The organism is Shewanella sp. ENK2 (assembly GCF_043568515.1).
GTDB lineage: Bacteria > Pseudomonadota > Gammaproteobacteria > Enterobacterales > Shewanellaceae > Shewanella > Shewanella japonica.
In genome coordinates this window covers 403,065-426,693 of the sequence record NZ_CP171406.1, presented here as the reverse complement: position 1 = coordinate 426,693, position 23,629 = coordinate 403,065, and the positions used below count along the sequence as shown (strand labels likewise).

General features: G+C 40.3%; 20 protein-coding genes and 1 pseudogene. 14 read left to right on the top strand and 7 right to left on the bottom strand.

Going from position 1 to position 23,629, the window contains the following annotated elements:
- Positions 1–5: 5 nt before the first annotated feature.
- The 7 genes from ACGEDC_RS02010 (at position 6) to ACGEDC_RS01980 (ending at position 6,972) form a co-directional block, all read left to right on the top strand.
- The gene (locus ACGEDC_RS02010) at positions 6–2,309 is read left to right on the top strand and encodes a chemotaxis protein CheA (RefSeq protein ID WP_394496131.1); all 2,304 of its coding nucleotides are present in this window, start codon (positions 6–8) and stop codon (positions 2,307–2,309) included.
- Between the two features lie 24 nt (positions 2,310–2,333).
- The gene (locus ACGEDC_RS02005) at positions 2,334–3,473 is read left to right on the top strand and encodes a protein-glutamate methylesterase/protein-glutamine glutaminase (protein ID WP_394496129.1); all 1,140 of its coding nucleotides are present in this window, start codon (positions 2,334–2,336) and stop codon (positions 3,471–3,473) included.
- Positions 3,466–3,936, top strand: a complete 471-nt coding sequence (locus ACGEDC_RS02000; protein WP_394496127.1) for a membrane anchored protein in chemotaxis locus — start codon at positions 3,466–3,468, stop codon at positions 3,934–3,936. The genes ACGEDC_RS02005 and ACGEDC_RS02000 overlap by 8 nt, the downstream gene beginning before the upstream one ends.
- Before the next feature lie 41 nt (positions 3,937–3,977).
- Positions 3,978–4,769, top strand: coding sequence for a ParA family protein (locus ACGEDC_RS01995; RefSeq protein ID WP_055025007.1), 792 nt, complete (start codon positions 3,978–3,980; stop codon positions 4,767–4,769).
- Positions 4,753–5,985 carry a chemotaxis protein CheW gene (locus ACGEDC_RS01990; RefSeq protein ID WP_394496124.1) on the top strand — a complete coding sequence of 411 codons (1,233 nt, stop codon included), beginning with the start codon at positions 4,753–4,755 and terminating at the stop codon, positions 5,983–5,985. Before ACGEDC_RS01995 ends, ACGEDC_RS01990 begins: the two co-directional genes overlap by 17 nt.
- Positions 5,986–5,993: 8 nt before the next feature.
- Positions 5,994–6,488: a chemotaxis protein CheW gene (locus ACGEDC_RS01985; protein WP_394496122.1), complete on the top strand. Its 495-nt coding sequence runs from the start codon at positions 5,994–5,996 to the stop codon at positions 6,486–6,488.
- Between the two features lie 85 nt (positions 6,489–6,573).
- Positions 6,574–6,972, top strand: a complete 399-nt coding sequence (locus ACGEDC_RS01980) for a DUF2802 domain-containing protein (protein WP_055025004.1) — start codon at positions 6,574–6,576, stop codon at positions 6,970–6,972.
- Between the two features lie 12 nt (positions 6,973–6,984).
- On the opposite strand, the gene ACGEDC_RS01975 is transcribed toward ACGEDC_RS01980, so the two are convergent.
- A complete protein-coding gene (locus tag ACGEDC_RS01975; protein ID WP_055025003.1) occupies positions 6,985–7,284 on the bottom strand; it encodes an EscU/YscU/HrcU family type III secretion system export apparatus switch protein in 300 nt (99 codons plus the stop codon).
- Positions 7,285–7,375: 91 nt separating this feature from the next.
- The gene (locus tag ACGEDC_RS01970; RefSeq protein WP_394496119.1) at positions 7,376–9,520 is read right to left on the bottom strand and encodes a hypothetical protein; all 2,145 of its coding nucleotides are present in this window, start codon (positions 9,518–9,520) and stop codon (positions 7,376–7,378) included.
- A gap of 386 nt (positions 9,521–9,906) precedes the next feature.
- Here ACGEDC_RS01970 and ACGEDC_RS01965 point away from each other — a divergent pair.
- Together ACGEDC_RS01965 and ACGEDC_RS01960 are read left to right on the top strand one after the other, a co-directional pair.
- A pseudogene (locus ACGEDC_RS01965) lies at positions 9,907–10,691 on the top strand (MlaA family lipoprotein).
- Positions 10,692–10,740: 49 nt separating this feature from the next.
- Positions 10,741–11,886 carry a response regulator gene (locus tag ACGEDC_RS01960; protein WP_055025000.1) on the top strand — a complete coding sequence of 382 codons (1,146 nt, stop codon included), beginning with the start codon at positions 10,741–10,743 and terminating at the stop codon, positions 11,884–11,886.
- A 147-nt stretch (positions 11,887–12,033) separates the two neighbouring features.
- On the opposite strand, the gene ACGEDC_RS01955 is transcribed toward ACGEDC_RS01960, so the two are convergent.
- Positions 12,034–13,506 (bottom strand): peptide MFS transporter, encoded by a 1,473-nt coding sequence (locus tag ACGEDC_RS01955; protein WP_055024999.1) that lies wholly within the window; start codon positions 13,504–13,506, stop codon positions 12,034–12,036.
- Between the two features lie 620 nt (positions 13,507–14,126).
- On the opposite strand from ACGEDC_RS01955, the gene ACGEDC_RS01950 reads away from it, so the two are divergent.
- From ACGEDC_RS01950 to ACGEDC_RS01935, 4 genes are all read left to right on the top strand, one after another.
- Positions 14,127–14,711, top strand: coding sequence for an OmpA family protein (locus ACGEDC_RS01950; RefSeq protein ID WP_282166695.1), 585 nt, complete (start codon positions 14,127–14,129; stop codon positions 14,709–14,711).
- A 22-nt stretch (positions 14,712–14,733) separates the two neighbouring features.
- Positions 14,734–15,558, top strand: coding sequence for a mechanosensitive ion channel family protein (locus tag ACGEDC_RS01945; RefSeq protein WP_055024997.1), 825 nt, complete (start codon positions 14,734–14,736; stop codon positions 15,556–15,558).
- 182 nt (positions 15,559–15,740) lie between these two features.
- Positions 15,741–16,766, top strand: a complete 1,026-nt coding sequence (gene ltaE / locus ACGEDC_RS01940) for a low-specificity L-threonine aldolase (protein WP_394496115.1) — start codon at positions 15,741–15,743, stop codon at positions 16,764–16,766.
- 217 nt (positions 16,767–16,983) lie between these two features.
- The gene (locus tag ACGEDC_RS01935; RefSeq protein WP_055024995.1) at positions 16,984–17,352 is read left to right on the top strand and encodes a hotdog domain-containing protein; all 369 of its coding nucleotides are present in this window, start codon (positions 16,984–16,986) and stop codon (positions 17,350–17,352) included.
- A gap of 83 nt (positions 17,353–17,435) precedes the next feature.
- Here ACGEDC_RS01935 and ACGEDC_RS01930 read toward each other — a convergent pair whose 3' ends face one another.
- The 4 genes from ACGEDC_RS01930 to ACGEDC_RS01915 all read right to left on the bottom strand — a co-directional run bounded on the left by ACGEDC_RS01930 (position 17,436) and on the right by ACGEDC_RS01915 (position 22,087).
- A complete protein-coding gene (locus ACGEDC_RS01930; RefSeq protein WP_394496113.1) occupies positions 17,436–18,737 on the bottom strand; it encodes an NAD(P)/FAD-dependent oxidoreductase in 1,302 nt (433 codons plus the stop codon).
- Between the two features lie 541 nt (positions 18,738–19,278).
- On the bottom strand, positions 19,279–19,644 hold the full coding sequence (locus ACGEDC_RS01925) for a hypothetical protein (protein WP_055024993.1): 366 nt from the start codon (positions 19,642–19,644) through the stop codon (positions 19,279–19,281).
- A gap of 379 nt (positions 19,645–20,023) precedes the next feature.
- Positions 20,024–21,172, bottom strand: coding sequence for an L-threonine dehydrogenase (yiaY, locus tag ACGEDC_RS01920; protein ID WP_394496110.1), 1,149 nt, complete (start codon positions 21,170–21,172; stop codon positions 20,024–20,026).
- 288 nt (positions 21,173–21,460) lie between these two features.
- A complete protein-coding gene (locus ACGEDC_RS01915) occupies positions 21,461–22,087 on the bottom strand; it encodes a peptidylprolyl isomerase (RefSeq protein ID WP_394496108.1) in 627 nt (208 codons plus the stop codon).
- A 232-nt stretch (positions 22,088–22,319) separates the two neighbouring features.
- On the opposite strand from ACGEDC_RS01915, the gene ACGEDC_RS01910 reads away from it, so the two are divergent.
- Positions 22,320–23,603, top strand: coding sequence for a DEAD/DEAH box helicase (locus ACGEDC_RS01910; protein WP_055024990.1), 1,284 nt, complete (start codon positions 22,320–22,322; stop codon positions 23,601–23,603).
- The last annotated feature ends 26 nt before the right edge of the window (positions 23,604–23,629 follow it).

Here is a 23,629-nt window from a genome sequence, read left to right as displayed (position 1 = left end):
ATTTAATGTCTTTTGATGTTGATGAAGAGATACTCCAGGACTTTTTAATTGAAGCTGGTGAAATTTTAGAGCTTCTGCAAGAGCAACTTGTCGCTCTTGAAAATAATCCTGATGATGCTGATTTACTGAATGCTATTTTTAGAGGGTTCCACACTGTTAAAGGTGGTGCTGGATTTTTAAGTTTAGGCCCAATGGTCGATGTGTGTCATGAGGCAGAAAATACCTTTGACTTACTAAGAACGGGCAAGCGCCAAGTAAATGCAGAATTAATGGATATTATTCTGCAAGCAGTTGATGCCATCAACAGCATGTTCGAACAAACTCAGCAAGGTCAGCAACAAGATGATGCTGACCCTGAGTTGTTGGAAAAACTCAAATTATTAAGTTCTGGTGAGCCTTTGCCATCAGAGCTTGCAGGCAGTGCAACTCATGCCGATCATGAAGTTGAAGTTGTCGAAGAATTTATTGAATCAATTTCTGAAGACGTTGTAGAGACTGTTGAAGAACCTGCAGTTGAAGCACAACTAGATGACGAAATCTCAGATGCGTCAGGTTCTATTGATGATATCGACGAAAGTGAATTCGAAGCTTTACTTGATGCACTTCATGGTGAAGGAAAAAGTCCAACGTCTCAAGTAGACCCTGAACCTGCAATTGCGCCAGTTGCTGAATCTGAACCTGCTGCCAGCAGCGATGAAATCACCGATGATGAATTTGAAGCGCTATTAGATGAGCTTCATGGTTCAAGTGGTTTTAATGCCGCGCCAACAGCGAAAGCGACTCCTGCGCCAGTTGAACAAGAACCTGCCGTAGATGCCGATGATATTACTGATGACGAATTTGAAAAATTATTAGATGAGTTGCATGGAAAGGGGTCTGCACCAGCGGCCGTTAAACCTGCAGCATCGACATCTTCAAAGCCTGCTTCATCAGCAACAAGCTCATCGCCATCAAACGCAAGTCAGTCAGCTGCAGATAAAGCGCAAACTACCCAAGCTAAAGCTGCTGAACCAGTTGCAACTCCTGCTGCTAAAGTAGAGAAAGCTGCTCCGGTTGCAAAAGCGCCAGCAGCGCCTAAAGCAGCTGCAGTGGCTAAGAAGGCAGAGCCTGCAAAAGCGCAAATGCCTCAAGGTGAGACAACTGTTCGCGTAGATACCTCGAGACTCGACCAAATTATGAATATGGTCGGTGAGTTGGTTCTGGTTAGAAATCGATTAGTAAGTTTAGGTATTTCTCGCGATGATGAAGAGATGTCTAAAGCTTTAGCTAACCTCGATCTTGTTACTGCTGACCTTCAAGGCGCAGTGATGAAAACACGTATGCAACCGATCAAGAAAGTGTTTGGTCGCTTCCCTCGAGTTGTACGTGATTTAGCGAGAACATTAAATAAAGAAATTGATTTAGTCATGGTGGGTGAAGATACCGACCTTGATAAAAACTTGGTTGAAGCATTAGCCGATCCTTTGGTTCACTTGGTGAGAAACTCAGTGGATCATGGTATTGAAATGCCTATCACTCGTGAAGCCAATGGCAAGTCACGTGCAGGTACAATTACCCTGTCGGCAAGCCAAGAAGGTGACCATATTCTTCTCAAAATTGAAGATGATGGCGCTGGAATGGATGCTGATAAGTTAAAAGAAATTGCTATTAGTCGTGGTGTATTGGATGAAGATTCAGCCGCTAGAATGACTGATAATGAAGCTTATAACTTGATTTTCGCACCAGGCTTTTCGACCAAAGTTGAAATTTCAGACATCTCCGGCCGTGGTGTTGGTATGGATGTCGTTAAAACACGTATTACCCAGCTTAACGGAACCGTACATATTGATTCTGTGAAGGGTAAAGGCACCATTTTAGAAATTAAAGTGCCACTGACGTTAGCAATTATGCCAACCTTGATGGTGGATGTGGCTAAACAAGTCTTTGCCTTACCGTTATCAAGTGTTAACGAAATTTTCCATCTCGATCTAACTAAAACAAATGTAGTAGATGGTCAATTAACTGTCATTGTGCGTGATAAAGCGGTACCGCTATTCTATCTAGAGCAATGGTTACATCGAAATAAGACCAACTTTACTCATGGTGATAAGCAGCAAGGCCATGTAGTGATTGTTCAGTTAGGGACAATGCAAATTGGTTTTGTCGTTGACGCCTTGATCGGCCAAGAAGAAGTTGTGATTAAGCCTCTTGGCAGTATGTTACAAGGTACGCCAGGAATGGCTGGGGCAACAATTACTTCTGATGGTGGTATTGCACTTATTTTAGATGTACCTGGATTGTTGAAATATTACGCCAAGAATAAGAAGTAAGAGTTCCAATTTTTAAGGACTTAAATGGCTACCAAAGTATTAGTTGTAGATGACTCAAGTTTCTTTAGACGACGGGTCAGTGAGATTGTTAATCAAGATCCTGACCTAGAAGTTGTTGGTGTTGCAGTTAATGGCAAAGAAGCCATTGAGATGACTGAGAAGCTTAAGCCTCAAGTGATTACTATGGATATTGAAATGCCTGTTATGGACGGTATTACTGCCGTGCGCCATATCATGGCTTCGAATCCAACACCGATCTTAATGTTTTCATCATTAACCCATGATGGTGCGCAGGCGACGCTTGATGCATTAGATGCGGGTGCGTTAGACTTTTTACCTAAACGATTTGAAGATATCGCATCTAATAAAGATGATGCGATTAAGCTACTACAACAAAGGGTAAAAGCGTTAGGTCGTAGAAGACTGTATAAACCTATCGCTCGTGCCAATGCGACTTCTCGTCCGTTGAGTAGTCATTCAACAGGCAAGCCTACCAGTTCGCTGACATCACTGCGTTCAAAAACGAGTGGAGCTAGCGAACAACCAGTTAATGCCACATCTGTGTCATCCATTAGAGCAAGTGGTAAAAAATATAAAGCATTGCTAATCGGCACATCGACAGGTGGTCCAGTCGCACTGCAGAAAATTTTGACGTCATTTCCTGCTAGTTATCCTCATCCAATATTGCTAATTCAACATATGCCTGCTGCTTTTACTCCAGCATTTGCCAGTCGACTTAATAGCTTATGTAAAATTGACGTGAAAGAAGCACAAACTGGCGATACCTTGAAACCCGGTTGTGCTTATTTAGCGCCAGGTGGCATGCAATTGATGATAGAAAAAGCGGGGACGCTAGGTCGATTAAAAGTGATTGCAGGTAATACTGACATGAACTACAAACCCAGTGTCGATATTACCTTTGCTTCTGCTTCAAAAGCATTTGGCAGCGATGTTATGGCCGTTGTGCTAACAGGAATGGGAGCAGATGGCCGTGAAGGTGCTAGAATGTTAAAGGCCGCTGGTGCCACTATTTGGGCACAAGATGAGGCGAGTTGTGTTGTTTATGGCATGCCTCAAGCCGTTACATCAGCGGGAATATCATCACACTCTATAGCCTTAGACAGTATGGCTGAAGCGATTATGAAAGAGACAGCTCGTGGCTAAAGCGAGCCATTCAATGTCGACCCAGCACATGCTTGTCGTGTTTTTGTTGGTTATTGGAGTGATTGCGCTTGGCGCACTTTATTTTGATCTTGCTAAAGAAAATCGAGAATTAACAAAACAAGTAGAAGAGCTTAAAGCATCGCAAGTATTATTGATGGTACCCGATGAACAGGCTGCAGATATTGCCAATTGGTTAGCGAAATACCCTGATCAAACTAAAGCTTTGGCCGCAAGAGCGGCTGATGGAGAAGGAATAACAATGACGTTTGGCCCAGGGAGTGATGCGGTTTCATCACAACCCGCGGCAAACACTAATGCTGAGCAGCAATTTTCAAACTCAGTCATTTCAAACGGAGTTGTAACTGAAAATGCACAAGGTGTGAAAGTGATTACCTTACCCCATGGGGGGATCAGAGTTACCACACGTGAGGTTGAGCCTAGTAATAGCAATAACAAGCAATAACAATAATATAGTGCAAACACTTATGAGTAATGAGGCGTGATTTGAAAGTATGGACAATTGCTAATCAAAAGGGTGGTGTCGGCAAAACCACAACGGTGGCAAGTTTAGCGGGTGCGTTAGTAAAACGTGGCCAAAAAGTGCTTATGATTGACACTGATCCTCATGCTTCATTGGGTTACTATCTCGGCATTGATTCAGAAGAAATCCCAAGTTCACTATATGATATTTTCCTTTCACATAAGACCCTTACTCTTGAAAGTGTTGAAAAGCATATCGTCCCCACATCCATAGATGGATTGGATATTATTCCTGCTTCAATGGCCCTTGCTACCCTAGATAGAGCGCTCGGTCATCAAGAGGGGATGGGGTTAGTACTTAGAAATGTGACCTCGTTACTTGCAGATAAATACGATGTGGCTATCATCGACTGTCCACCTATTTTAGGGGTGTTGATGGTCAATGCTTTGGCTGCGAGCCAGCATATTGTTATTCCTGTGCAAACAGAATTTCTGGCGATTAAAGGCTTAGAACGTATGGTTAAAACAATGGGGTTAATGGGGCGTTCTAAAAAAACGACCTATAGTTTTACCATTTTACCTACCATGTTCGATAGAAGAACCAAAGCATCACCTATTGCATTGCAGTCGTTAGAGGAAAAATATCCTGATACCTTGTGGCCAGATGTTATTCCTGTCGATACAAAGTTTAGAGATGCGAGTCTTGCGCATGTCCCTGCTTCTCACTACTCCCCGAGCAGCCGAGGAATGAAAGCTTATAATCGACTATTAGATTTTTTGCTCGCCAAGGAGTTTAAGCATGTCAAAATCGGTTGACGAAACTGTTTTTGATTTTTTTTCTGTTTTATTACAAGAAGCTCCAGAAGAGCCGGCAGGCGTAGCTGACTCCGAAACTCCCTTATCTAATTCAACAACTGCTAAAACAGACAATGCAACTAACTCCATAGCCGCAACGAAAAAGACTATTGATACTCACGAGGCATTAATAAATGAAAAAACAGCAGCTAACCCTCGAGATATCAATTCAGTAGATTTCAAGAAAAAGCACAGCAAAGTGGTACACAAGCCTGTCGTTCCAACTGACGATGTTCCGCAGCTCAACGAGGCTAGGGTTGCTGGCACATCACAACAGAGCAAAGCGTTTGCTGAACCTCCAGTTGATAAAGCGGCTTTATCTAAATTACTTTCAGTCGTGTCGAAACATGCTGAACCAGCCGCTAGTGCAACGATTAAGAAGCAAGGTGTTGTCGAGCCTACATTAGAAAAAGCACAAGAAAATCTTGCTGCGGATATTAAACAACCGTCAAGTAGCAAGGTTCAAGATGATATTAAATTAAAAGCACAGTTATTTAGGGAAAAGCTTAGCCAAGCAAGCCCTGAAACTCAGGTAAACAGCCTAGATAAAAAAATTGACACTTCTGGCGCATCTGTCAGTAAAGTATCTGAAAAAACTGCCGATATATCATTAAAGAAAAACCATTCAAGGGAAGGCACCCTTGATAGTAAACGAGAGTCATCTCCTGCTTTACAAACTGGAGCAACACCACCAAGTGTCACTCAAAACTTGCAAGAAGTGCTTGATAATGAGTTTCAGGTACTGTTTTTTAATGTTGCAGGGCTGACACTTGCTGTGCCATTGGTAAGTCTAGGTGGTATTGTTAAAATAGAGCATATTAGTCATCTAATAGGTCGCCCGGATTGGTTTTTAGGAGTACAAACACGCAGGGAGCAAAAAGTTAATGTAGTGGATAGTTGCCGCTGGGTTATGCCAGAGAAATACACTAAAGAATTGGCTGAAAGCGTAGATTATCAGTATTTAGTAATGCTAGAAGACAGTGATTGGGGCTTGGCTTGTGAGTCATTAGTTAACGCTGTAAAAATAGATAAATCACAAGTTAATTGGCGTGAAAAACCTGGTAAGCGTCCGTGGCTTGCTGGTGTGGTAAAAGAACAAATGTGTGGCATTTTAAACGTGCAAGCGCTTATTGAAATGCTAGATGCAGGATTAGGTTGTCAAGATTCGATTGACTGAGGTTATTTATGACAGACTCAAGAAATGTAGCAGCGGTTGCTACGGGTAAAGAAGATGTAGTTTTACAGTGGGTAACATTTAAGTTAGATAATGAAACCTACGGCATTAATGTGATGCAAGTACAAGAGGTGTTACGTTACACTGAAATCGCCCCTGTACCAGGTGCGCCATTATATGTACTGGGTATTATTAATCTTCGTGGTAATGTGGTTACTGTTATTGATACACGCTCGCGCTTTGGCCTTGATTCCACTGAGGTCGATGACTCGTCTCGTATCGTGATCATTGAAGCTGAAAAACAAGTTATTGGTATTTTAGTGGATAGCGTTGCTGAAGTCGTTTACTTACGCCGCTCTGAAATTGATAATGCACCGAATGTCGGCACTGAAGAAAGTGCTAAATTTATCCAAGGTGTGAGCAACCGTGACAATGAGTTACTTATTTTAGTCGACTTAGATAAATTATTATCGGATGATGAGTGGGCTGAAATCACTCAGTTATAGTGTTAACGCTATACCAATGAAAGCCAGCATTATTTTTTGCTGGCTTTTGTGTTTTAATGACTAAAAAATTTACCAAGGAAAATAAATGTCACAAGAGTTGCTGATTCTTACCGCTATTATTGTTGTTGCAGGGGCAATTTTTTGGGCTGTGTTTAGTAAAAAAACAGCTAAGCTGCAAAGCAAAGTTGATGCACTTACCTTGTTAGTGAAAGAAAATGATCGACAGCGCGAGTCGGTTAAGCGCGAGCTGCAAGAGCTAAGAAGTGGCACCATAGGGGTAGGTAAAAGAGTATTAGAACTCGAGCAAAAGATTGCTAAACAATCAGATATGATTGAAGAGGCCAGTCAGCAAGATCCCCAGTCTAAGTTATATTCTCGCGCATTAAAAATGGTGGGGTTAGGCGCTGGGGTACAAGAATTAATGGAAGAATGTGAATTACCGAAAGCCGAAGCTGAACTTATCATTCGTTTACATAAAAAATAGCGTACATTGTCATTAGGCTTTATCTAGGATCCTTTGATGAAGGTTGTTCCATTGCTCAGGAAATTTACCATCTAGCATATAGACAAATGCAATGAGCTCTGCGATTAGCGTGTAGAGCTCTTTGGGAACTTCTTCACCTAGCTCTAGCAATTGTAAAAACTCACTTAAATGCTCATCCTGATGGATATAAACCCCCGTTGCTTCTGCTAAAGCAATGATTTCTTGCGCGACTAAATCCTTGCCTGTTGCTGTTACTTTTGGCGCTTCTTTTCCATCAAAGCTCAACGCAACCGCTTTCTTAATCTTACTCATACATATCCTATTCTTTATTTTGCTTTCAATTAAAAACGTGTTTTGACTAAACACTGATTTCACTTGTACTGGTTTTACTCTCCCAGCTTTATTAAGCGTTGGTTTTCACCAAGTAATGGTCGCCAGGTAATAAGGTCGCGGCAACTGGGGCTACAGTGGTTTTTATCTCTCGCGCTTGTAAGCCTGCTTGGTTTATTTTTTCAGCTAAAGCTTCTTGAAATGAATCCACTTTTGACAAAATAGCAGGATTGTCACCAGTGAAGGCTAAGTCTAGGTGCTCACCTTGTTTATGGGCATTAATTAGTAATGGGCCGTGGGCAAGGTTAAACTTAAGCTGAAGACGCCAACCTTGCTGTTTTTCATCTTCATCCTTAGCTGTGGACTGTTCAAATTTGCCTTCAAACTGCTCATTTCTTTGCCCAATAGAATAAGGTAAAGCAAAATACCAAGTCTGCGTTTGACTGTTTTCATTACTGGCTTGTTGGTAAAGGTTCACACTTGATGCAAATTTAGTGAGTGATTCTAAGCTGCCCGCTTTATCTAATGCTGCTAGCATCGGATGATTGGCGGTCATTGAACTAATAACTTTCTGTTGTAATTTAGCCATATAGTTTTGCAGCTTCGGGCTCATACTGGTATTAACACTTTTGAGTTTAAATCCGAGCAATAATTGAAATAGACTTGTTATTGCTCCGCCCATTAGTGCGCTATTTGGAATAGATGCTGTCTGGCTCAGGTTAAGGTTTGCAAGCTGTGTTAGTTCAGCCTTTAGAAGTTGAGGATTAACTAACTCAGTTATTGGCGATGGATCGAGCTTAGGCAGTATTTTTAATAGTTGTGATGCTAGGCTTTGTGATTGAGTAGTATCGGCTTGCTGAGAGGGCATTGCACCAGCTTTAGATAAATTTTGGTTTAGTACTTCAAATGGTGACTTACTATGACTAATTAGGCTATTACCAGCCACAGTGTTATTCGAGACTGTATTCGCCACAGTTTCGCCAGTTAGTTTAGTTGCTGCGCTAATATGAGCGGCATCAAGCTTAGCTTGAGGGGTTAACTTATTCACCTGCGTAGTAATCGCAGCTATTTGATCCTGCGTCACCCTCAAGCTCCCAGCATTGCTTGATTGAGCCATTTGCAGAATAAGGTTGGTGAGTTGTTTAAACTGATCTGGAGATAACGATGCCCCTTTAGATAATAATTGCGAAACATTGCTGTTGAGAAGGTCAATGCTTCTGTTATTGAAAGGACTCGTTAATACATCTTTAATTTTTATAAACAAAGCTTGTTCTTGATGGCTTTGTTTTGCAATCAACTCTGTAGCAGGATTCTGCACTGGGTACGTGGTTGTATTAGATTGTACCGGTCTGGTATGACTATTCTCTATAGCTGCAGGCATGTGCTCAAGCTTTTTTAAAAATTGCGATAAGACCTGGACCGGCTCATTTCGAGTGATAATTCGTTGGTCTAATTGGGAGGTCAAGCTGGGCGCAGCCTTAGTACTCGCATCGGTAATATGGTCGACTTTTAGTGTCATTGGTACCGACTCTATAAGTCTTACTGGGCTTAATATGAGCTGCAGTTTGCCTGCGATCTGAGATACATAGGCAACTTGGGTACCACTAGGTAGTGTGGGTAATGTTGAAACAGTGACATTGGTGCCATTATCGAATCTCATTACATTGGTATTGATGTTTACAATTGGTAGCGGATAACCTTGTGGTCGAGATGCTAACGTCAAAAGCTGCTTGGATGAAATTCCATTTGAATAGGCAATATTTAAAATTTCATCCGGTAAGTTAAGCCTAACAGGCTGGCCTACAATGACAATTTGTTGTTGCCCTAGATTAACGGCTTGTGTTGGGCTTGGCTGTGTGCTGGTTGACAACTGAGTGACTTGCTCGGCGCTAATCATGACTTTAGCGCCAGCCTGCAACAGTTGGTTGACTTGCAGGCTCGGTTTAAATTGTATCTGTTTACCTTTTATATCAAGTGTAACTTGACTTGGATTCGCTGCTGCTGGTTGAGGCTTATCCACTTGCGCACGACTTGTTGAAGAATTAGCTATTGGTTTATCAGCAATTATTTTAGCAGGAACCAGCACAGTACCTTGCTCTAATTGTGATGATGCTGGCCTTGACGAGGACGAGTCTAGACTGTGGGATTTAGCTGCATTTTTTAATGCGGCACCTATTTCACTTTTGTCTATATGTGCACTTGTTTTGATAGTTGTCATAACAGGGCAATAGCACCTTATAATATGTTCTATTACAATTTAATGGTTGATATCTTGTTGGCCACACGTATCCTTAAAAGTCATTGTGTAGCCTAATCGTAAGTCACTTGGTGGTATTTGTAACATTGCTAAACTTACAAATATTGACTTATTGTTTAAATAACTTTGTTATTTATCGTTGCCGATAAGCTCAATGAACAAGTTATAACCTCAGTGCTCTTTTATCGACTTACTAAGATTAAGCTTTAACACTATCAGCAAGAATATGATGATTTCCAACTTTCTTTGTAGTCTCTATTTGATCTCATCATATGTATATAACGTACTCATTAGTATCATAAATATTGTCATTTGCTGGTAGTTACTAATTCCCTAAAGAGAGATGTATGAAGTATAAATGGATGTTACTTTCTTTGATGTTGGGTAATTCGGTTTTTTAGCGCACGCTGAAGAAGCTTCAACCAATGCACCTCAATCAACCGTAAAACCAGCAGTTGAAGTTATTTATAACGACCCAAGAGACCCCATTGAAGGTTTTAACCGTGCAATGTGGGACTTTAATTACTTGGTGCTAGACAGGCATTTATTTCGCCCCATAGCCCACGGCTACAACGACTATTTACCCTTGCCCGTTAAATCAGGTGTCAATAACTTTGTACGTAACTTTGAAGAGCCAAGTTCACTTGTGAATAATGCATTACAAGGAAAATGGGGCTGGGCTGCCAATGCTGGTGGCCGCTTCACAGTTAATACCACCTTAGGTTTATTCGGCATCATTGATGTTGCTGACATGATGGGGATGGTAAGAAAACAAGATCAATTTAACGAAGTTTTGGGCTATTACGGTGTACCAAATGGGCCTTATTTTATGGCGCCTTTTTTTGGTCCCTATGTGACAAGGGAACTCGCCTCAGATTGGGTTGATGGTCTATACTTTCCTTTATCAGAGTTCTTGTTATGGCAGTCCATTTTGAAATGGGGTTTAAAAAACCTTGATTCTCGTGCTGCTGCTATTGATCAAGAACGCTTATTGGATAATGCGCTTGATCCATATACCTTTGTAAAAGAAGCCTATTTTCAGTATATGGATTATAAAGTTTATGACGGCAATGTGCCTTCAAAACAAGACGATGACGAGTTACTCGAAGAATACCTATTAGAGCTCGAGTAAACCTGCCGGACTAATTATTTCGCCGGTAGATAATCTGCCGGGGAAAAGTATGGCATTAACAGATGTCGCTGTGCTGTTAGTTGAAGATGATTCAGTTTTTAGGCAATTGTTGGCCGATTTTTTAGTCCAGCAAGGTGCCGTTGTATTCGAAGCCGCAGATGGTAACGAAGGTGTCAGTGAGTTTCAGGCTCATACTGTTGATATTGTGATTGCAGACTTGAGTATGCCTAAACTCGATGGGTTAGGGATGCTCAAGCAAATTATTAAAATTAATCCAGCAGTGCCTTCAATTGTCATTTCTGGAAACAATGTCATGGCCGATGTTGTTGAGGCTTTGCGATATGGCGCCAGTGATTATTTGGTTAAACCTTTGGCTGATTTTAGTATTATCGAACAAGCCATCTTGCAAGCTATTTCCCCACAAAACACGCAATTAGAACATCTCGATTTTAATGATAGTGACGCGGTGATTAATTCAGCGGCAAACATGAGTCAGGATTTATCCTACCAAGAGTTAACCGATAATTTCAGTTTGCTTGAACATAATTCAGAAGCGGCTAAAAGTGTTCAGCAGCAATTATTTCCTGCATCAAATGTGTGTTATCCATCAGCTAAAATTCATTATAGCCTCTGCAAAAATAGTGATGTCAGTGCCTACTTTATTGACTCAACGATGGTGGGTGACAATCACTTAATGATGTATATGGCTCATTTCCATCCCGAGGATAATCGTGCTGCATTTGGCTGCGTACTATTAAGAAGTTTCGTAAATCAAAAACTAAAGTTATTTAGAAATGGATTGAGCACCACACTCATTGAGCCGTTTAATATGTTGAGCTACCTAAATGACCGTATGGTTAATTCTGGCATTAATTTATTTGTAGATATTGTTTATGTCTGCATTGATTTAAGTAACTTTAGAGTGGCAATAGGGCAGGCTGGTAGCGGTTTACGCTGTTATTTACGTAATAATAATGGGCTTGCGCCATTGGCAATGTCTGAATCGTTACAGCTGGGAACTGTTGAATGGAATAAACCAAGTATGCAGTTTAGAACGTTAATGCCTGAAGAAAAAATTTGTATCGCCAGTAATATTAGTCAGCATCGTAATAAACTTTTGAATAATGAATTTGACGGATTATATTATGATGAAACTGTTCCTGCTGGTGGTTTTATTGAGTTAGCGGTTAACTAGTGGGTTACTAGTATAAGACAAGGTGGGTTTATTTAGGGCTGTTTCAAGTTTATAAATAAGTGATAAGTCATTAGCCAACAAGCATTAAGAAAGTAAAATAAAAAAACCTCGCAATTGCGAGGTTTTTAGCTTTTTAACACTTATCGATTAACTTGGTTTAATCGCTTCATGTTCAGCAGTAACAGCGATTTCTTCTGCTAATGCTTCTTCTTCGCTTTCATTGTGTCCTTCAGCGCCATGCATCCAGTCAACGAGCTTGTCAGCCATGAAGTAAAGGATAATGCCTGATACAGCAGAAGTAATTGCGATACCAGCGAAAATAGCCATTGCATTAGCAAGTTGCTCTTCTTTTTCGCCACCATGACCAATGAATGAACCTACAATGCCGCCAACTTTGTTTGCAATAGCAACGAATAGGAACCAAGCACCCATCATTAGAGAAGCAATACGCAGTGGAGCAAGTTTAGTTACCATTGATAGACCGATTGGAGATAAACAAAGTTCGCCCATAGTATGGAAGAAGTATGCACCTACAAGCCACCACATGCTTGATTTGGCATTGGCGTCACCGCCCATTTCTAATACCGCACCAATCATGAATAGGAAACCAATACCCAGTAATACTAAACCTAAAGCAAATTTTACAGGTGAGTTAGGCTCATTTTTACCAAGACGTACCCAAATAGAGGCTATCACTGGCGCAAAAATAACAATAAACATAGCGTTTAAAGACTGGAACCAAGTTGTTGGTACTTCCCAGCTACCAATCATACGGTCAGTAAAGTCATTAGTGAACAAGTTCATCAGACCACCAGCTTGCTCAAAGCCAGCCCAGAAGATAATGGTGAACAGACCCATAACCATAATCACTTTAATACGGTCACGCTCAACTTTAGTTAATGGCTCTTTACGTACATCACCTTTTTCTTTTTGCTTCTCTTTTTCAAGTTTTGCAGCAGGGTAGCGACCAATGTCACCTAATAATTTTTGCGCAAAAACAAATTGAATAATCAGTGAAAGTACCATACCGATACCTGCACACAAGAAGCCCATTTGGAAGTTACCATCGTAAGCTGCAACAACCGAACCAACAATAATACCTGAAAGGAATGCACCTACGTTGATACCCATATAGAAGATAGTAAATGCACCATCACGACGGTGATCACCTTCTTCATATAAGTCACCTACCATAGTAGAGATATTTGGCTTAAATAAGCCGTTACCAATGATAAGAGTAAATAGACCGATATAGAAAATAGTCGTTTCGGCACCTGGTGCCCAACTATGAGGAAATGCCAAAGTAAATTGACCTGCAGCCATTAATGCACCACCAATCATGATGGCTTTACGTTGACCTAAATAATTATCAGCTAACCAACCACCAATAAGCGGTGTTAAGTATACTAGACCTGTGAAAGTACCATAAAGAGAGATTGCATCTGCTTGTGTCCAACCAAGACCATGACCACCATCTGATTGAACCTTATCGACTAGATAGAGCACCAAAATGGCGCGCATTGCGTAGTAACTAAATCTTTCCCATAATTCTGTTGTAAACAGCAGGAAAAGCCCCTTGGGATGACCAAGCATGGTCCCCTGTGGTTTTGCATTGCTCATTAAGTCTTCCACCTTAAGCTTGTGATTGCCTGCGGGACAAGGGTCGCCACAGAAATTGTTGTCTGCAAATGGTGATTAATTTCAACGTATTGATTATTTAAGGGTCTACGCCCGTTAGTGTTTCAATTTAGTTGCTATAAAATTAATCACTTTGTTGTTTATTTATTATATTAAATGTCATCATTTTAAAGTTTTAATCATTAAAACCTCAAAAAGCTAACCTTATATACCCTTTAAAGGCCTTAAAAGTCAATGCTAATGCGACATCTGGCTCTGTAAATACTTGTATAAAATCACAACTTCGTTGGATTTTTAGATACCTTTGTTGAGATTTGTAGTGGGTTTGTATTCGTTTAACGCTGGTGCAGGTTCAAGCTTGTATTTCACTGTTTTGGTTAATGCAGTGTTGAAGCGAGAGGGGCTAAGGATAAGCAAGTTAAAAAATCCTACCTATACTAGAGTAAGTTTGGTTAATTGCTTTGCAATCTGTTAACAACAAGATAAAATGTAACTCTTTGGATCTGTTTTACTTAATTAGATATTCAATTGTTTGATTTACCTGTTAGTAACATGTGCTGTTTTTGCATGCCTAATCTTGGATTTATAAGCGTGGAGGCAAGATGTTTTACAAAGTATTTGTCTTAGCTTGCTTATTAAGTTTGAGTTTACCTTGTTCGGCGTGGGTTGATACCGATAAAGACGGCGTACCAGATAAAAAAGATGCATGTCCTGATACACCCGCTGATGCGGTTGTGTTAGCCAATGGCTGCCAGGACCTTACTTTGTTATCAAGTGAAACGAATGTCATCGATGAAAAAGCTGCAGGTGTTGCTGATGTGCAAGGTTATTCAGTTTCAGCTATTGAATCTCCAATGCGGCTATTCTTTGAATTTGCTCACGCAGACTTATCGCAAACGCAGAGAGCTTCTTTACAGGCATTTTTACCAGAGATTAGGCATTCCGCAAAGGTGTTGTTGGTAGGGCACACAGACAATATTGGATCAGAGCAGTTTAATAACGCCTTGTCTTTAGCACGGGCTAAAGCAGTGAAGTCATTACTAAGTAAAGAGTATGGCGTTAATACAGAGTTTATAGAAGTGTTAGGCAAGGGAAGCAGTCAGCCTATGACTGATAATTTATCTAAAGAATCACGTCAATTAAATAGACGAGTAGACATTTTATTAAATAGTAAAAGTACAAAATAATTTATATTAAGGGAGTTAAACAATGGAAAATATTGAAGGCTTAATGCAACAAGCGCCAGAATTTATAGTCACTTATGGACTGAAAGTGGTCATGGCAATTGTTATCTTTATTATCGGTAAGTACTTATCAAACGTGGCTAAGAACTTAACCACTAAGATGATGCTAAGTCGTAAAATTGATGAAACAGTTGCCTCTTTTGTCGGTAACTTAGTCTGGGGCGTTGTTTTTGTATTTACCATTATCGCCACTTTAGGCCAAATTGGCGTGCAAACAGCGTCATTGGTTGCTGTATTAGGTGCGGCTGGTTTAGCGGTAGGTTTAGCGCTTCAAGGTTCATTATCAAACTTTGCTTCTGGCGTGCTTATGGTTGTATTTCGTCCATGTCGCGTAGGCGATTACGTTGATGCGGCAGGTGTCTCTGGTACGATTGATGAAATCACTATCTTTTCAACACGTCTTTTAACGCCTGATAACAAGGTGATTGTTGCTCCTAACTCAGCAATGATGAATGGCACAATTACCAACTATTCTGCACAAGAAAAACGTCGTATCGATATGGTTATTGGTGTTGGCTACGGTGCTGATATTGCTCAAACCAAGAAAATATTAACTGAAGTGTTAGACAACAATGCCTATGTCTTAAAAGATCCTGCGTACACAATCGCACTGGCTGAGCTTGCTGATTCTTCAATTAACTTTGTTGTACGTCCTTGGGTAAAGACACCAGATTATTGGGGTGCTAAGTTCGAACTACTTGAACAAATTAAAAATGCACTTGATGCAGCGAATATTGAAATTCCATACCCACAAATGGATCTTCACTTAAAAGAGATGCCTGCCAAATAAGTCGGTAACTCTTTTAAAAAAACCAGCACTTGTTGCTGGTTTTTTTGTGACAAATTTAATCAACATAGGCTGAATTGGTTCAAATGGTGTGACATTAAATAATGAAGGCATGATTAATTAAGGTAGAATGAATGCCTTTAATTTAGCTGCTTATTACAAGCTTGATGTTGATGAGAACAAACATGATAGATTTTCGTAGTGATACAGTCACAAAACCTACCGATGCGATGCGAGCGGCAATGGCGAATGCTGAAGTCGGCGATGATGTTTATGGCGATGACCCGACGGTGAATCGTTTGCAAGACATGGCCGCTGAGCGATTCGGCTTTGACAGTGCCTTGTTTGTTAGTTCAGGCACTCAAGCCAATTTACTGGCCTTGATAAGCCATTGTGACCGAGGCGATGAATACCTTTGTGGTCAGCAGGCTCATAATTACAAATTTGAGGGTGGTGGGGCTGCCGTTCTGGGGAGTATTCAACCGCAACCGCTAAATAATCAAGCTGATGGCAGTATCTTATTAACGGATATTGAAGCAGCAATTAAACCCGATGATGTGCACTTTGCCAGAACTCGCTTGCTGAGCATTGAAAACACTATTGGCGGAAAAGTCCTACCGCAACAATATTTGGCAGATGCCCAAGCGTTAGCGTTTAATCATAATTTAAAAATTCACCTTGATGGTGCTAGAGTTGCCAATGCTGCAGTGGCTCAAAATATAGCGATAAGTGATATTACCCAATATTTTGATTCTGTTTCTATTTGTTTATCAAAGGGGTTATCGGCGCCAATTGGATCAATATTGTTAGGTGATGAGCGATTAATTAATAAAGCAATTCGATGGCGTAAAATGTTAGGTGGTGGTATGCGTCAGGCTGGGATAATCGCAGCTGCCGCAGAACTTGCGATTACCGATCAGGTTGATAGATTAGCAGAAGATCACGATAACGCAGCTTTACTCGCGCAACATATACTTGAGATGCCTGAGCTTAACGTAGATATTTCACAAGTGCAGACTAATATGGTTTTTGCGACGTTAGATAAACGCTTTGATGTAAAGCATTTAACCTTGTTACTCGCACAACAAGGGATATTAATCAGTTCTAGTTATTCTCTTCGCTTTGTGACCCATAAAGATATTAGCCGACAAGACATACTGACGTTTGTTAAAGCACTTAAAGCATGTTTGCCTCAGGCTCTCACTAAGTAGTTTATCTAAAATATTGCCAATCAAAGACAAAGCGTAGCGAGCGACTATCGTTGCGCTTTTATCGTGCAATCTTACTCATGTTATGCTCATTTGTAGCGCAAGCCATCTCTTTTGGGTTAAGTTTATTTTGTTCTATTCCTTATATTTCATGTATTTACCTTAGTGGTATCAATGTTGCTACCTCTTTAGGGGTATTCTCTATAAAAGGATCAATATCATGGAATATTTAGGCCGTCATATTGTCAAATTAGTTGATTTAAATTCAGATAAGAAATTATGCAGTGGCCAGTTGATGAAGTGGCTAAATGAAGAAACGTCTCTTTATGCTCGATGTGAAATGCACAGTAAATTATTGATGCCCAAGCTAGTGTCGGAAATTAATTTTATGTGCTCAGCAAGCTTGGGTGATGTAGTTGAGTTTGGAATGGAAATTATTAGCTTAGGTCAAAGCTCTATAACACTTCGCTGTAAAGCACGAAATCAATCAACAAACGCGCCTATTGCGGTGGTTGATAAAGTTGTTTTTGTGAATATCAATGAACGTGGTTTGCCTGTGCCACATGGGATCAGAGCGAATGCTGCGTAAGGCTTAAAACAAAAAAGCCCATCTCAATATTGAAATGGGCTTTTGTTAAAACGCATTAAATGCCTAACAGCGCTTACCTGCCTTTAATGTAGTTTCAAATGTGGATGAATGATGCGACCAATGCCTTTAGCCAACATCATTAATGTCCCTTTAACTATACCGTGTAATTCAATCAAGTGACGACGATATAAAGAAGTGTAAACGAAACGGGCAATTTTACCTTCCACTAATACACCACCGCCCATGAATGACATTAAATTACCGACAGTATGAAACTTAGATAAATTTACCAAAGAGCCTAAATCTTTATACACATATTCATTCTTAGGTGCTTTGCCATCAAGCATTAATATAATGTTATCGGCTGTCATTAACGCCATTTGTCTTGCTGATTGACCTCTAGGCGGTACCCAGCTGCCATCTTCTTGTGGGCACGCTGCACAGTCTCCAATTGAGAAAATATGATCATCTAGCGTCGTTTGCATGTTCTGCTTTACCATCACCTGATTGATATGGTTGCTCTCAAGGCCACCAATATTGTTCAGGAAGTCAGGTGCTTTTACACCAGTAGACCAAATAACCATGTCTGAAGGAATTAAGTTGCCTTCAGTTGTTGATAAACCTTCAGGGGTTACTTGTGTGATACGCGTATTTGTCATCACGTTTACGCCAAGCTGTTTCAGCTCACGGGTAACTGAATTTGAAATCTCTACCTTATCGACTTTTGGTAAAATACGTTCATCAGCTTCAATTAAGGTCACTTCAAGCAAGCTAGTATCAATTTTATAACCAAAGCCACTTAGCTGTTCAACTGCATGGTGCATTTCCGCTGACATTTCCACACCTGTAGCACCAGCGCCAACGACAGCAATTTTGATTTTTTCATCAAGTTGATGGTGGCTTGCGTAGCGCATGAATTTATTCAGTAATATTTTACGAATAGACATGGCTTGTTCAGTGTTATCTAGGAATAAACTGTGTTCTTTAACGCCTGGTATATTGAAGTCGTTTGCAACACTACCAATTGCGATTACGGCATAATCATATGGAATATGGCGCGCTGGTAACAGCTCTTGACCTTCTTCGTCATTAATTGGCGCCAAAACAATCTGTTTTTCGTCTCGATTAATATCAATCATCGCACCTTGTTGGAAATGATAACCATGGGCTGATGCGTGGCCTCGATAGCTGATTGCATCGAGGCCAATATCTAATGCGCCTGTTGCCACTTCGTGCAATAACGGCTTCCACACATGGCTTTCGGCGCAATCAATTAATGTGACTTTTGCTTTGCCTTTTCTGCCAACTTTATGACCAAGTTTTGTGGCGATTTCCATACCACCTGCGCCGCCACCAATAATGACGATATTTGGAACTGCTTGCATCTGATGATGCTCCTATAAAGGTAAGTTTAAAAATTCAGTTAATTTCTATTTGGGGCGTTAGATGAACGCCAATTAGCTCACTTGTTAATTTGGTTAATGGCAGAAATCGAAAAGCTTGGCCATATTGAACCTTATCAACTCGTCTTATCTTTATAATGTAAGGATAAGTTTGATAAAGCTGGGCTAATTGTAAACGCGTTTTAAATCACTTGTTTTCAGTGAGACTAAGTTCAATTGACTGAGCCTGTAAGTTCACTGTGTTCTGATATTAAAATAGAAATTTGAGCAGTGTTTATATAGTAATACAGGGGAGTTCGTCAGATTTTGATCGATAAACTGTGATCGCATATCAATGCTGTTACCAAAAACGAAGAGTCGATCACAAAATGTGCGCAGAGTTGGAAAGTTAATTACAGTTAAAACAACACCGACAATCGCAATGTATTGTCGGGTTGATATGACTGTTTTCCATTTAGAACGATATACGAGTCAGTGGAGATTTTGGAAAACAATTGTGCTTCATTAAGTTGTCATGACTGATTTACTGAGCTTTAGCCAGTCGGCCGTTATAATCTTCAACAAGGTGAGCTACAATTTTTTCGGGATCCGCATCTTGGCAGCATTGGTCTAAGAATATTTTAAACGTCACCAGTGAGTGGGCGTTATTTAACATGCGGTTACTTTGCATTGCATAGTAGGTATCGTCAGTGTCAGATTTTCTAACCACAAACTCACCATTTTCGAATGCTTTTGAGCCTGGCTCACAGTGCCACTTAGTAATTCTATTTAGTGCGATTTCACTAGATTGGTTAATTTCGACATGATTTAACCAGCTTGCTGGTTTTTCATTTTCTTTGTAATGAGGGCATCTTACGGTGTAGTTATACACATGAGTGATTGCTGTCATAGCTTACCTACTTTTTTAAGAATGTAATTCATCATAGACTGCTAATTTAACTTTGGTCAATGGTTATTTATAGAAGTTAGAGCCAGTTAACAGTTCTTAAATGATGGTGATTAAAAGTGTATATTAAACAGTTGTTTATGTGTTTTTATCTGTGATTGGTACTTTATTTTTTGACGCTTAATATTGATAGTTTGCCTATAAGCACACGCGTGCATTACTGCCAAGGAGGTATACCAAACTTGCCAGTTGTTTTAGCTCGATACTTGAATGAAAATCGTACTGCTGCAACCAAGTTAGTTTGCCGCAGTACAATTTCTGTCTTTCTTAACACATCATGTTAGACAATGAGTCAGCTTATGCTGATTAGGTACTTATTAACTTATAGAGCGTTGGTAAAAATTTCGCAAATTTCTGCGTGTGTTGCTTGTTGCGGGTTAGTCAATCCGCAAGCATCTTTTAACGCATTGTCAGCTAAGACTGGAATGTCTTCAGGGTTCACACCTAACTCGGTTAAGTTAGCAGGTATATTCACTGCAACAGATAACGCTTTAATTGCTTCAATTGCAGATTCAGCACCTTGTTCATCGGATAGTTGAGCAACATCTACCCCCATTGCTTTAGCGATGTCTTTTAACTTACCAGGAACCACTTTTGCGTTGTATGCCTGAACATGCGGCAGTAACAATGCATTACAAACCCCATGAGGTAGGTCGTAAAAGCCACCAAGTTGATGCGCCATAGCATGGACATACCCAAGGCTTGCATTATTAAATGCCATACCCGCTAAGAATTGCGCGTATGCCATTTGTTCACGAGCGTCAATATTATCGCCTTGCTCTACCGCATTGACTAAATTGGCTTGAATTAACTCGATTGCTTTAATCGCGCAAGCATCGGTAATGGGAGTGGCAGCGATTGAAACGTATGCTTCAATTGCGTGCGTTAGTGCATCCATACCAGTAGCCGCAGTCAATGCCGCCGGCTTTTCAATCATAAGCTCAGGATCATTTACTGATAAAATTGGTGTCGTGTTTTTGTCGACGATAGCCATTTTAATGTGACGAGTTTCGTCAGTAATGATACAAAAGCGCGTCATTTCACTGGCCGTACCGGCTGTTGTATTGATAGCAACTAAAGGTAATTGTGGACGAGTTGATACATCCAGACCTTCATAGTCACTAATACTGCCGCCATTGGTTGCGACCAATGCAATACCTTTGGCGCAGTCGTGCGGTGAACCGCCACCTAATGAAATAACAAAATCACATTCATGTGCATTTAGCATGGCTAAACCGGCTTCAACATTGCTCACTGTTGGGTTAGGTTGTACGCCATCAAAGATGAATACTGTAATGCCATTATCGATGAGTTTAGCAGCGACCTTATCTACTAAACCAATGTTAACTAATGGCGTATCAGTGACTATCAGAGCACGTTTGAAGCCTAATGTTTTAATGTCATTAATTGCTTCATCAACACCACCTTGACCGAGAACATTTACACTTGGAATGAAAAATTTAGTCGCCATAATAAACCTCTTCAACGCTTGAAATTAATAAAGTTAAAATTCTTTTCTGTCGTTAAAGTAACAACCAAATGCACTGTGGTTTGTGATGAAAATCATATATTGATACTAAATTTTTGTCATTTTGTAGTTTTAATACGAAATGGGGATTTGGCGCTTATTTTAGTTTTTTGCGAGATATTGAGCACATTATCCACTAAAAAAATGCTGATAACTAAAAGCGTTATCAGCATTTAAATAAGAGAAACCGTTAGCGATAAAACTAGAATATACCCGCTATCATTCAGGTCGTTAAACTTGAGGACAAGTGGTTTCAGTTACTGTGTTGATGACGATATCTGTCGTCGGCACATCACTACTATTAGTATCAGTGATATTGATTTGATCAACGACTTCCATTCCTTGTACAACTTGACCGAAAACAGCATAACCAGGACTTGTACTTGAACTGTAATCCAGCTGTGTATTATCTAGCGCGTTAATATAAAACTGCGATGTTGCTGAATTTGCCACGTTGGTTCTTGCCATTGCAATGGTGCCGCGAGCATTCGATAAGCCGACGTTACTTTCTAATTCAATGGGATCATTAGTTGGTTTTGCGATTAATCCTGATGTGAAGCCACCACCTTGCGAAACAAAGTTATGAATTACACGGTGAAAAATTGTGCCATTGTAGAACTCTTCTTCAACATAGGTTTTAAAATTTTCACCAGTGATCGGTGTGTTTGTTGTATCGATAGCAAGTGTAATGTCACCTAGCGATGTCGACATGATGTAACAAATATCAGCTTGAAGCTCTTTTTCTTCTACAGGTGGATTTGGATCGACAGGTTCTACTGGATCGGTTGTGCTTGAATCTGAACTTCCACCACATGCAGATAAGGTCAATGCAAATAACAACGGGTACATCAATTTCATTGTGGGCCTTTTTTGTGTTTTGTTTTTGTTGCGGTTATGTTGCTTAATTGGTCTGAGTAAATCAACAAAAAAACCACAAGATACAAACTGTTACTTTGCACTTAAAAACAGTATTTATTGAATTTTGTGTATTTAATAGTGAAAGGGACTGATCCAGCCTTGAATACATCGCTTAAATGTCATTGAGCCGCTACAATAGCGCCATCATTACTTGTGTAGATTAGAGAAAAATATGACTTTTGATTCTGTTGGCTTTTCACAGCCTATTTTAGATGCGGTTAAGGCGTGCGGCTACGACAAAATGACGCCAGTACAGCAGGTTGTGATGCCACTTGTGATTGAAGGTAAAGATGTTTTAGCAAGTGCTCAAACAGGTACAGGTAAGACAGCTGCGTTTTCGTTGCCATTATTATCATTGTTGTCGCAACAAATTGAGCAACAAGAGACTAAAACTGCTTGGCAAAGACTCCGTGTGTTAATTATGACGCCAACACGAGAGTTAGCAATCCAAATTGAGCGTAACATTGTTGATTACGCACAATTTTTACCGTTTGAGAGCGTAGCAGTATATGGCGGGGCAAGCATTAACCCCCAACGTAAAGCGTTAAATAAAGGGGTAGACATTCTCGTTGCTACGCCTGGTAGATTATTTGACATTATTGGCCAGTACGATCTGGATTTATCTTTTGTCACTCATTTAGTGATTGATGAAGCTGACAGGATGCTTGATCTTGGTTTTGTCAAAGACATAGAGAAGGTAAAACGTTTAGTCAATCGTCAACATCAAACCATGATGTTTTCAGCAACCTATTCAGAAGATGTCAAAAGCTTAGCGGCAAAAATGCTTAAGTCGCCTGAGTTTGTGCATGTGTCAAATCAAGCCACTGCCGATACGGTTTCTCAATCGGTATTTCAAGTGGACAAACGACGTAAAGCAGAGTTGTTATCAGAACTGATTGGCCGTAATAATTGGCAACAAGTAATGGTGTTCACCAGTATGAAAGAAACTGCGGAACACCTTCTTAAAGAGTTGAAATTAGACGGTATTAAAGCTGCAGTGTTTCATGGCGATAAAACTCAGGGAGCACGAAATAGAGCGTTAGAAGAATTTAAAAGCGGTAAACTGCGTGTCATGATTGCTACCGATCTTGCTGCTCGAGGCCTAGATATTGAGGCTTTACCTTTGGTGATTAACTTTGAGTTACCGCCTGAGCCTGAAGATTATGTTCATCGAATTGGTCGAACAGGGCGAGCAGGACTTGCTGGACAGGCAATTTCGTTAGTCGCTCAAAATGAAATGGAATTATTAAGTGATATTGAGTCGCTAATTCAATGCCAAATAGAAGTCCATGTTCAGCCTGGCTATGAAGCTGGCGCTCCTTTACCAGCCAGATACCGTGAAGTTGAAGCGGTTAAGCCAAAGAAATCTTTTAAACATAAAAGACCAAATGGTCATCGTGGCAATGATAAAGCCAAACCAAGTCGACAAGGTAAATATGCTAAAAAAGCTAAGTGATCATTATGGCTTTATTAAGTACTAAT

What these genes read in the sequence shown, in the direction of transcription:
- ACGEDC_RS01925 (WP_055024993.1), bottom strand. Translation starts at nt 19,644, where the DNA reads ATGACAGCAATCACTCATGTGTATAACTACACCGTAAGATGCCCTCAT.
- ACGEDC_RS01955 (WP_055024999.1), bottom strand. Translation starts at nt 13,506, where the DNA reads ATGAGCAATGCAAAACCACAGGGGACCATGCTTGGTCATCCCAAGGGG.
- ACGEDC_RS02010 (WP_394496131.1), top strand. Translation starts at nt 6, where the DNA reads ATGTCTTTTGATGTTGATGAAGAGATACTCCAGGACTTTTTAATTGAA.
- ACGEDC_RS01935 (WP_055024995.1), top strand. Translation starts at nt 16,984, where the DNA reads ATGGAATATTTAGGCCGTCATATTGTCAAATTAGTTGATTTAAATTCA.
- ACGEDC_RS02005 (WP_394496129.1), top strand. Translation starts at nt 2,334, where the DNA reads ATGGCTACCAAAGTATTAGTTGTAGATGACTCAAGTTTCTTTAGACGA.
- ACGEDC_RS01985 (WP_394496122.1), top strand. Translation starts at nt 5,994, where the DNA reads ATGACAGACTCAAGAAATGTAGCAGCGGTTGCTACGGGTAAAGAAGAT.
- ACGEDC_RS01990 (WP_394496124.1), top strand. Translation starts at nt 4,753, where the DNA reads ATGTCAAAATCGGTTGACGAAACTGTTTTTGATTTTTTTTCTGTTTTA.
- ACGEDC_RS01930 (WP_394496113.1), bottom strand. Translation starts at nt 18,737, where the DNA reads ATGCAAGCAGTTCCAAATATCGTCATTATTGGTGGCGGCGCAGGTGGT.
- ACGEDC_RS01970 (WP_394496119.1), bottom strand. Translation starts at nt 9,520, where the DNA reads ATGACAACTATCAAAACAAGTGCACATATAGACAAAAGTGAAATAGGT.
- ACGEDC_RS01975 (WP_055025003.1), bottom strand. Translation starts at nt 7,284, where the DNA reads ATGAGTAAGATTAAGAAAGCGGTTGCGTTGAGCTTTGATGGAAAAGAA.
- ACGEDC_RS01960 (WP_055025000.1), top strand. Translation starts at nt 10,741, where the DNA reads ATGGCATTAACAGATGTCGCTGTGCTGTTAGTTGAAGATGATTCAGTT.
- ACGEDC_RS01980 (WP_055025004.1), top strand. Translation starts at nt 6,574, where the DNA reads ATGTCACAAGAGTTGCTGATTCTTACCGCTATTATTGTTGTTGCAGGG.
- yiaY (WP_394496110.1), bottom strand. Translation starts at nt 21,172, where the DNA reads ATGGCGACTAAATTTTTCATTCCAAGTGTAAATGTTCTCGGTCAAGGT.
- ACGEDC_RS01910 (WP_055024990.1), top strand. Translation starts at nt 22,320, where the DNA reads ATGACTTTTGATTCTGTTGGCTTTTCACAGCCTATTTTAGATGCGGTT.
- ACGEDC_RS01915 (WP_394496108.1), bottom strand. Translation starts at nt 22,087, where the DNA reads ATGAAATTGATGTACCCGTTGTTATTTGCATTGACCTTATCTGCATGT.
- ltaE (WP_394496115.1), top strand. Translation starts at nt 15,741, where the DNA reads ATGATAGATTTTCGTAGTGATACAGTCACAAAACCTACCGATGCGATG.
- ACGEDC_RS01945 (WP_055024997.1), top strand. Translation starts at nt 14,734, where the DNA reads ATGGAAAATATTGAAGGCTTAATGCAACAAGCGCCAGAATTTATAGTC.
- ACGEDC_RS01950 (WP_282166695.1), top strand. Translation starts at nt 14,127, where the DNA reads ATGTTTTACAAAGTATTTGTCTTAGCTTGCTTATTAAGTTTGAGTTTA.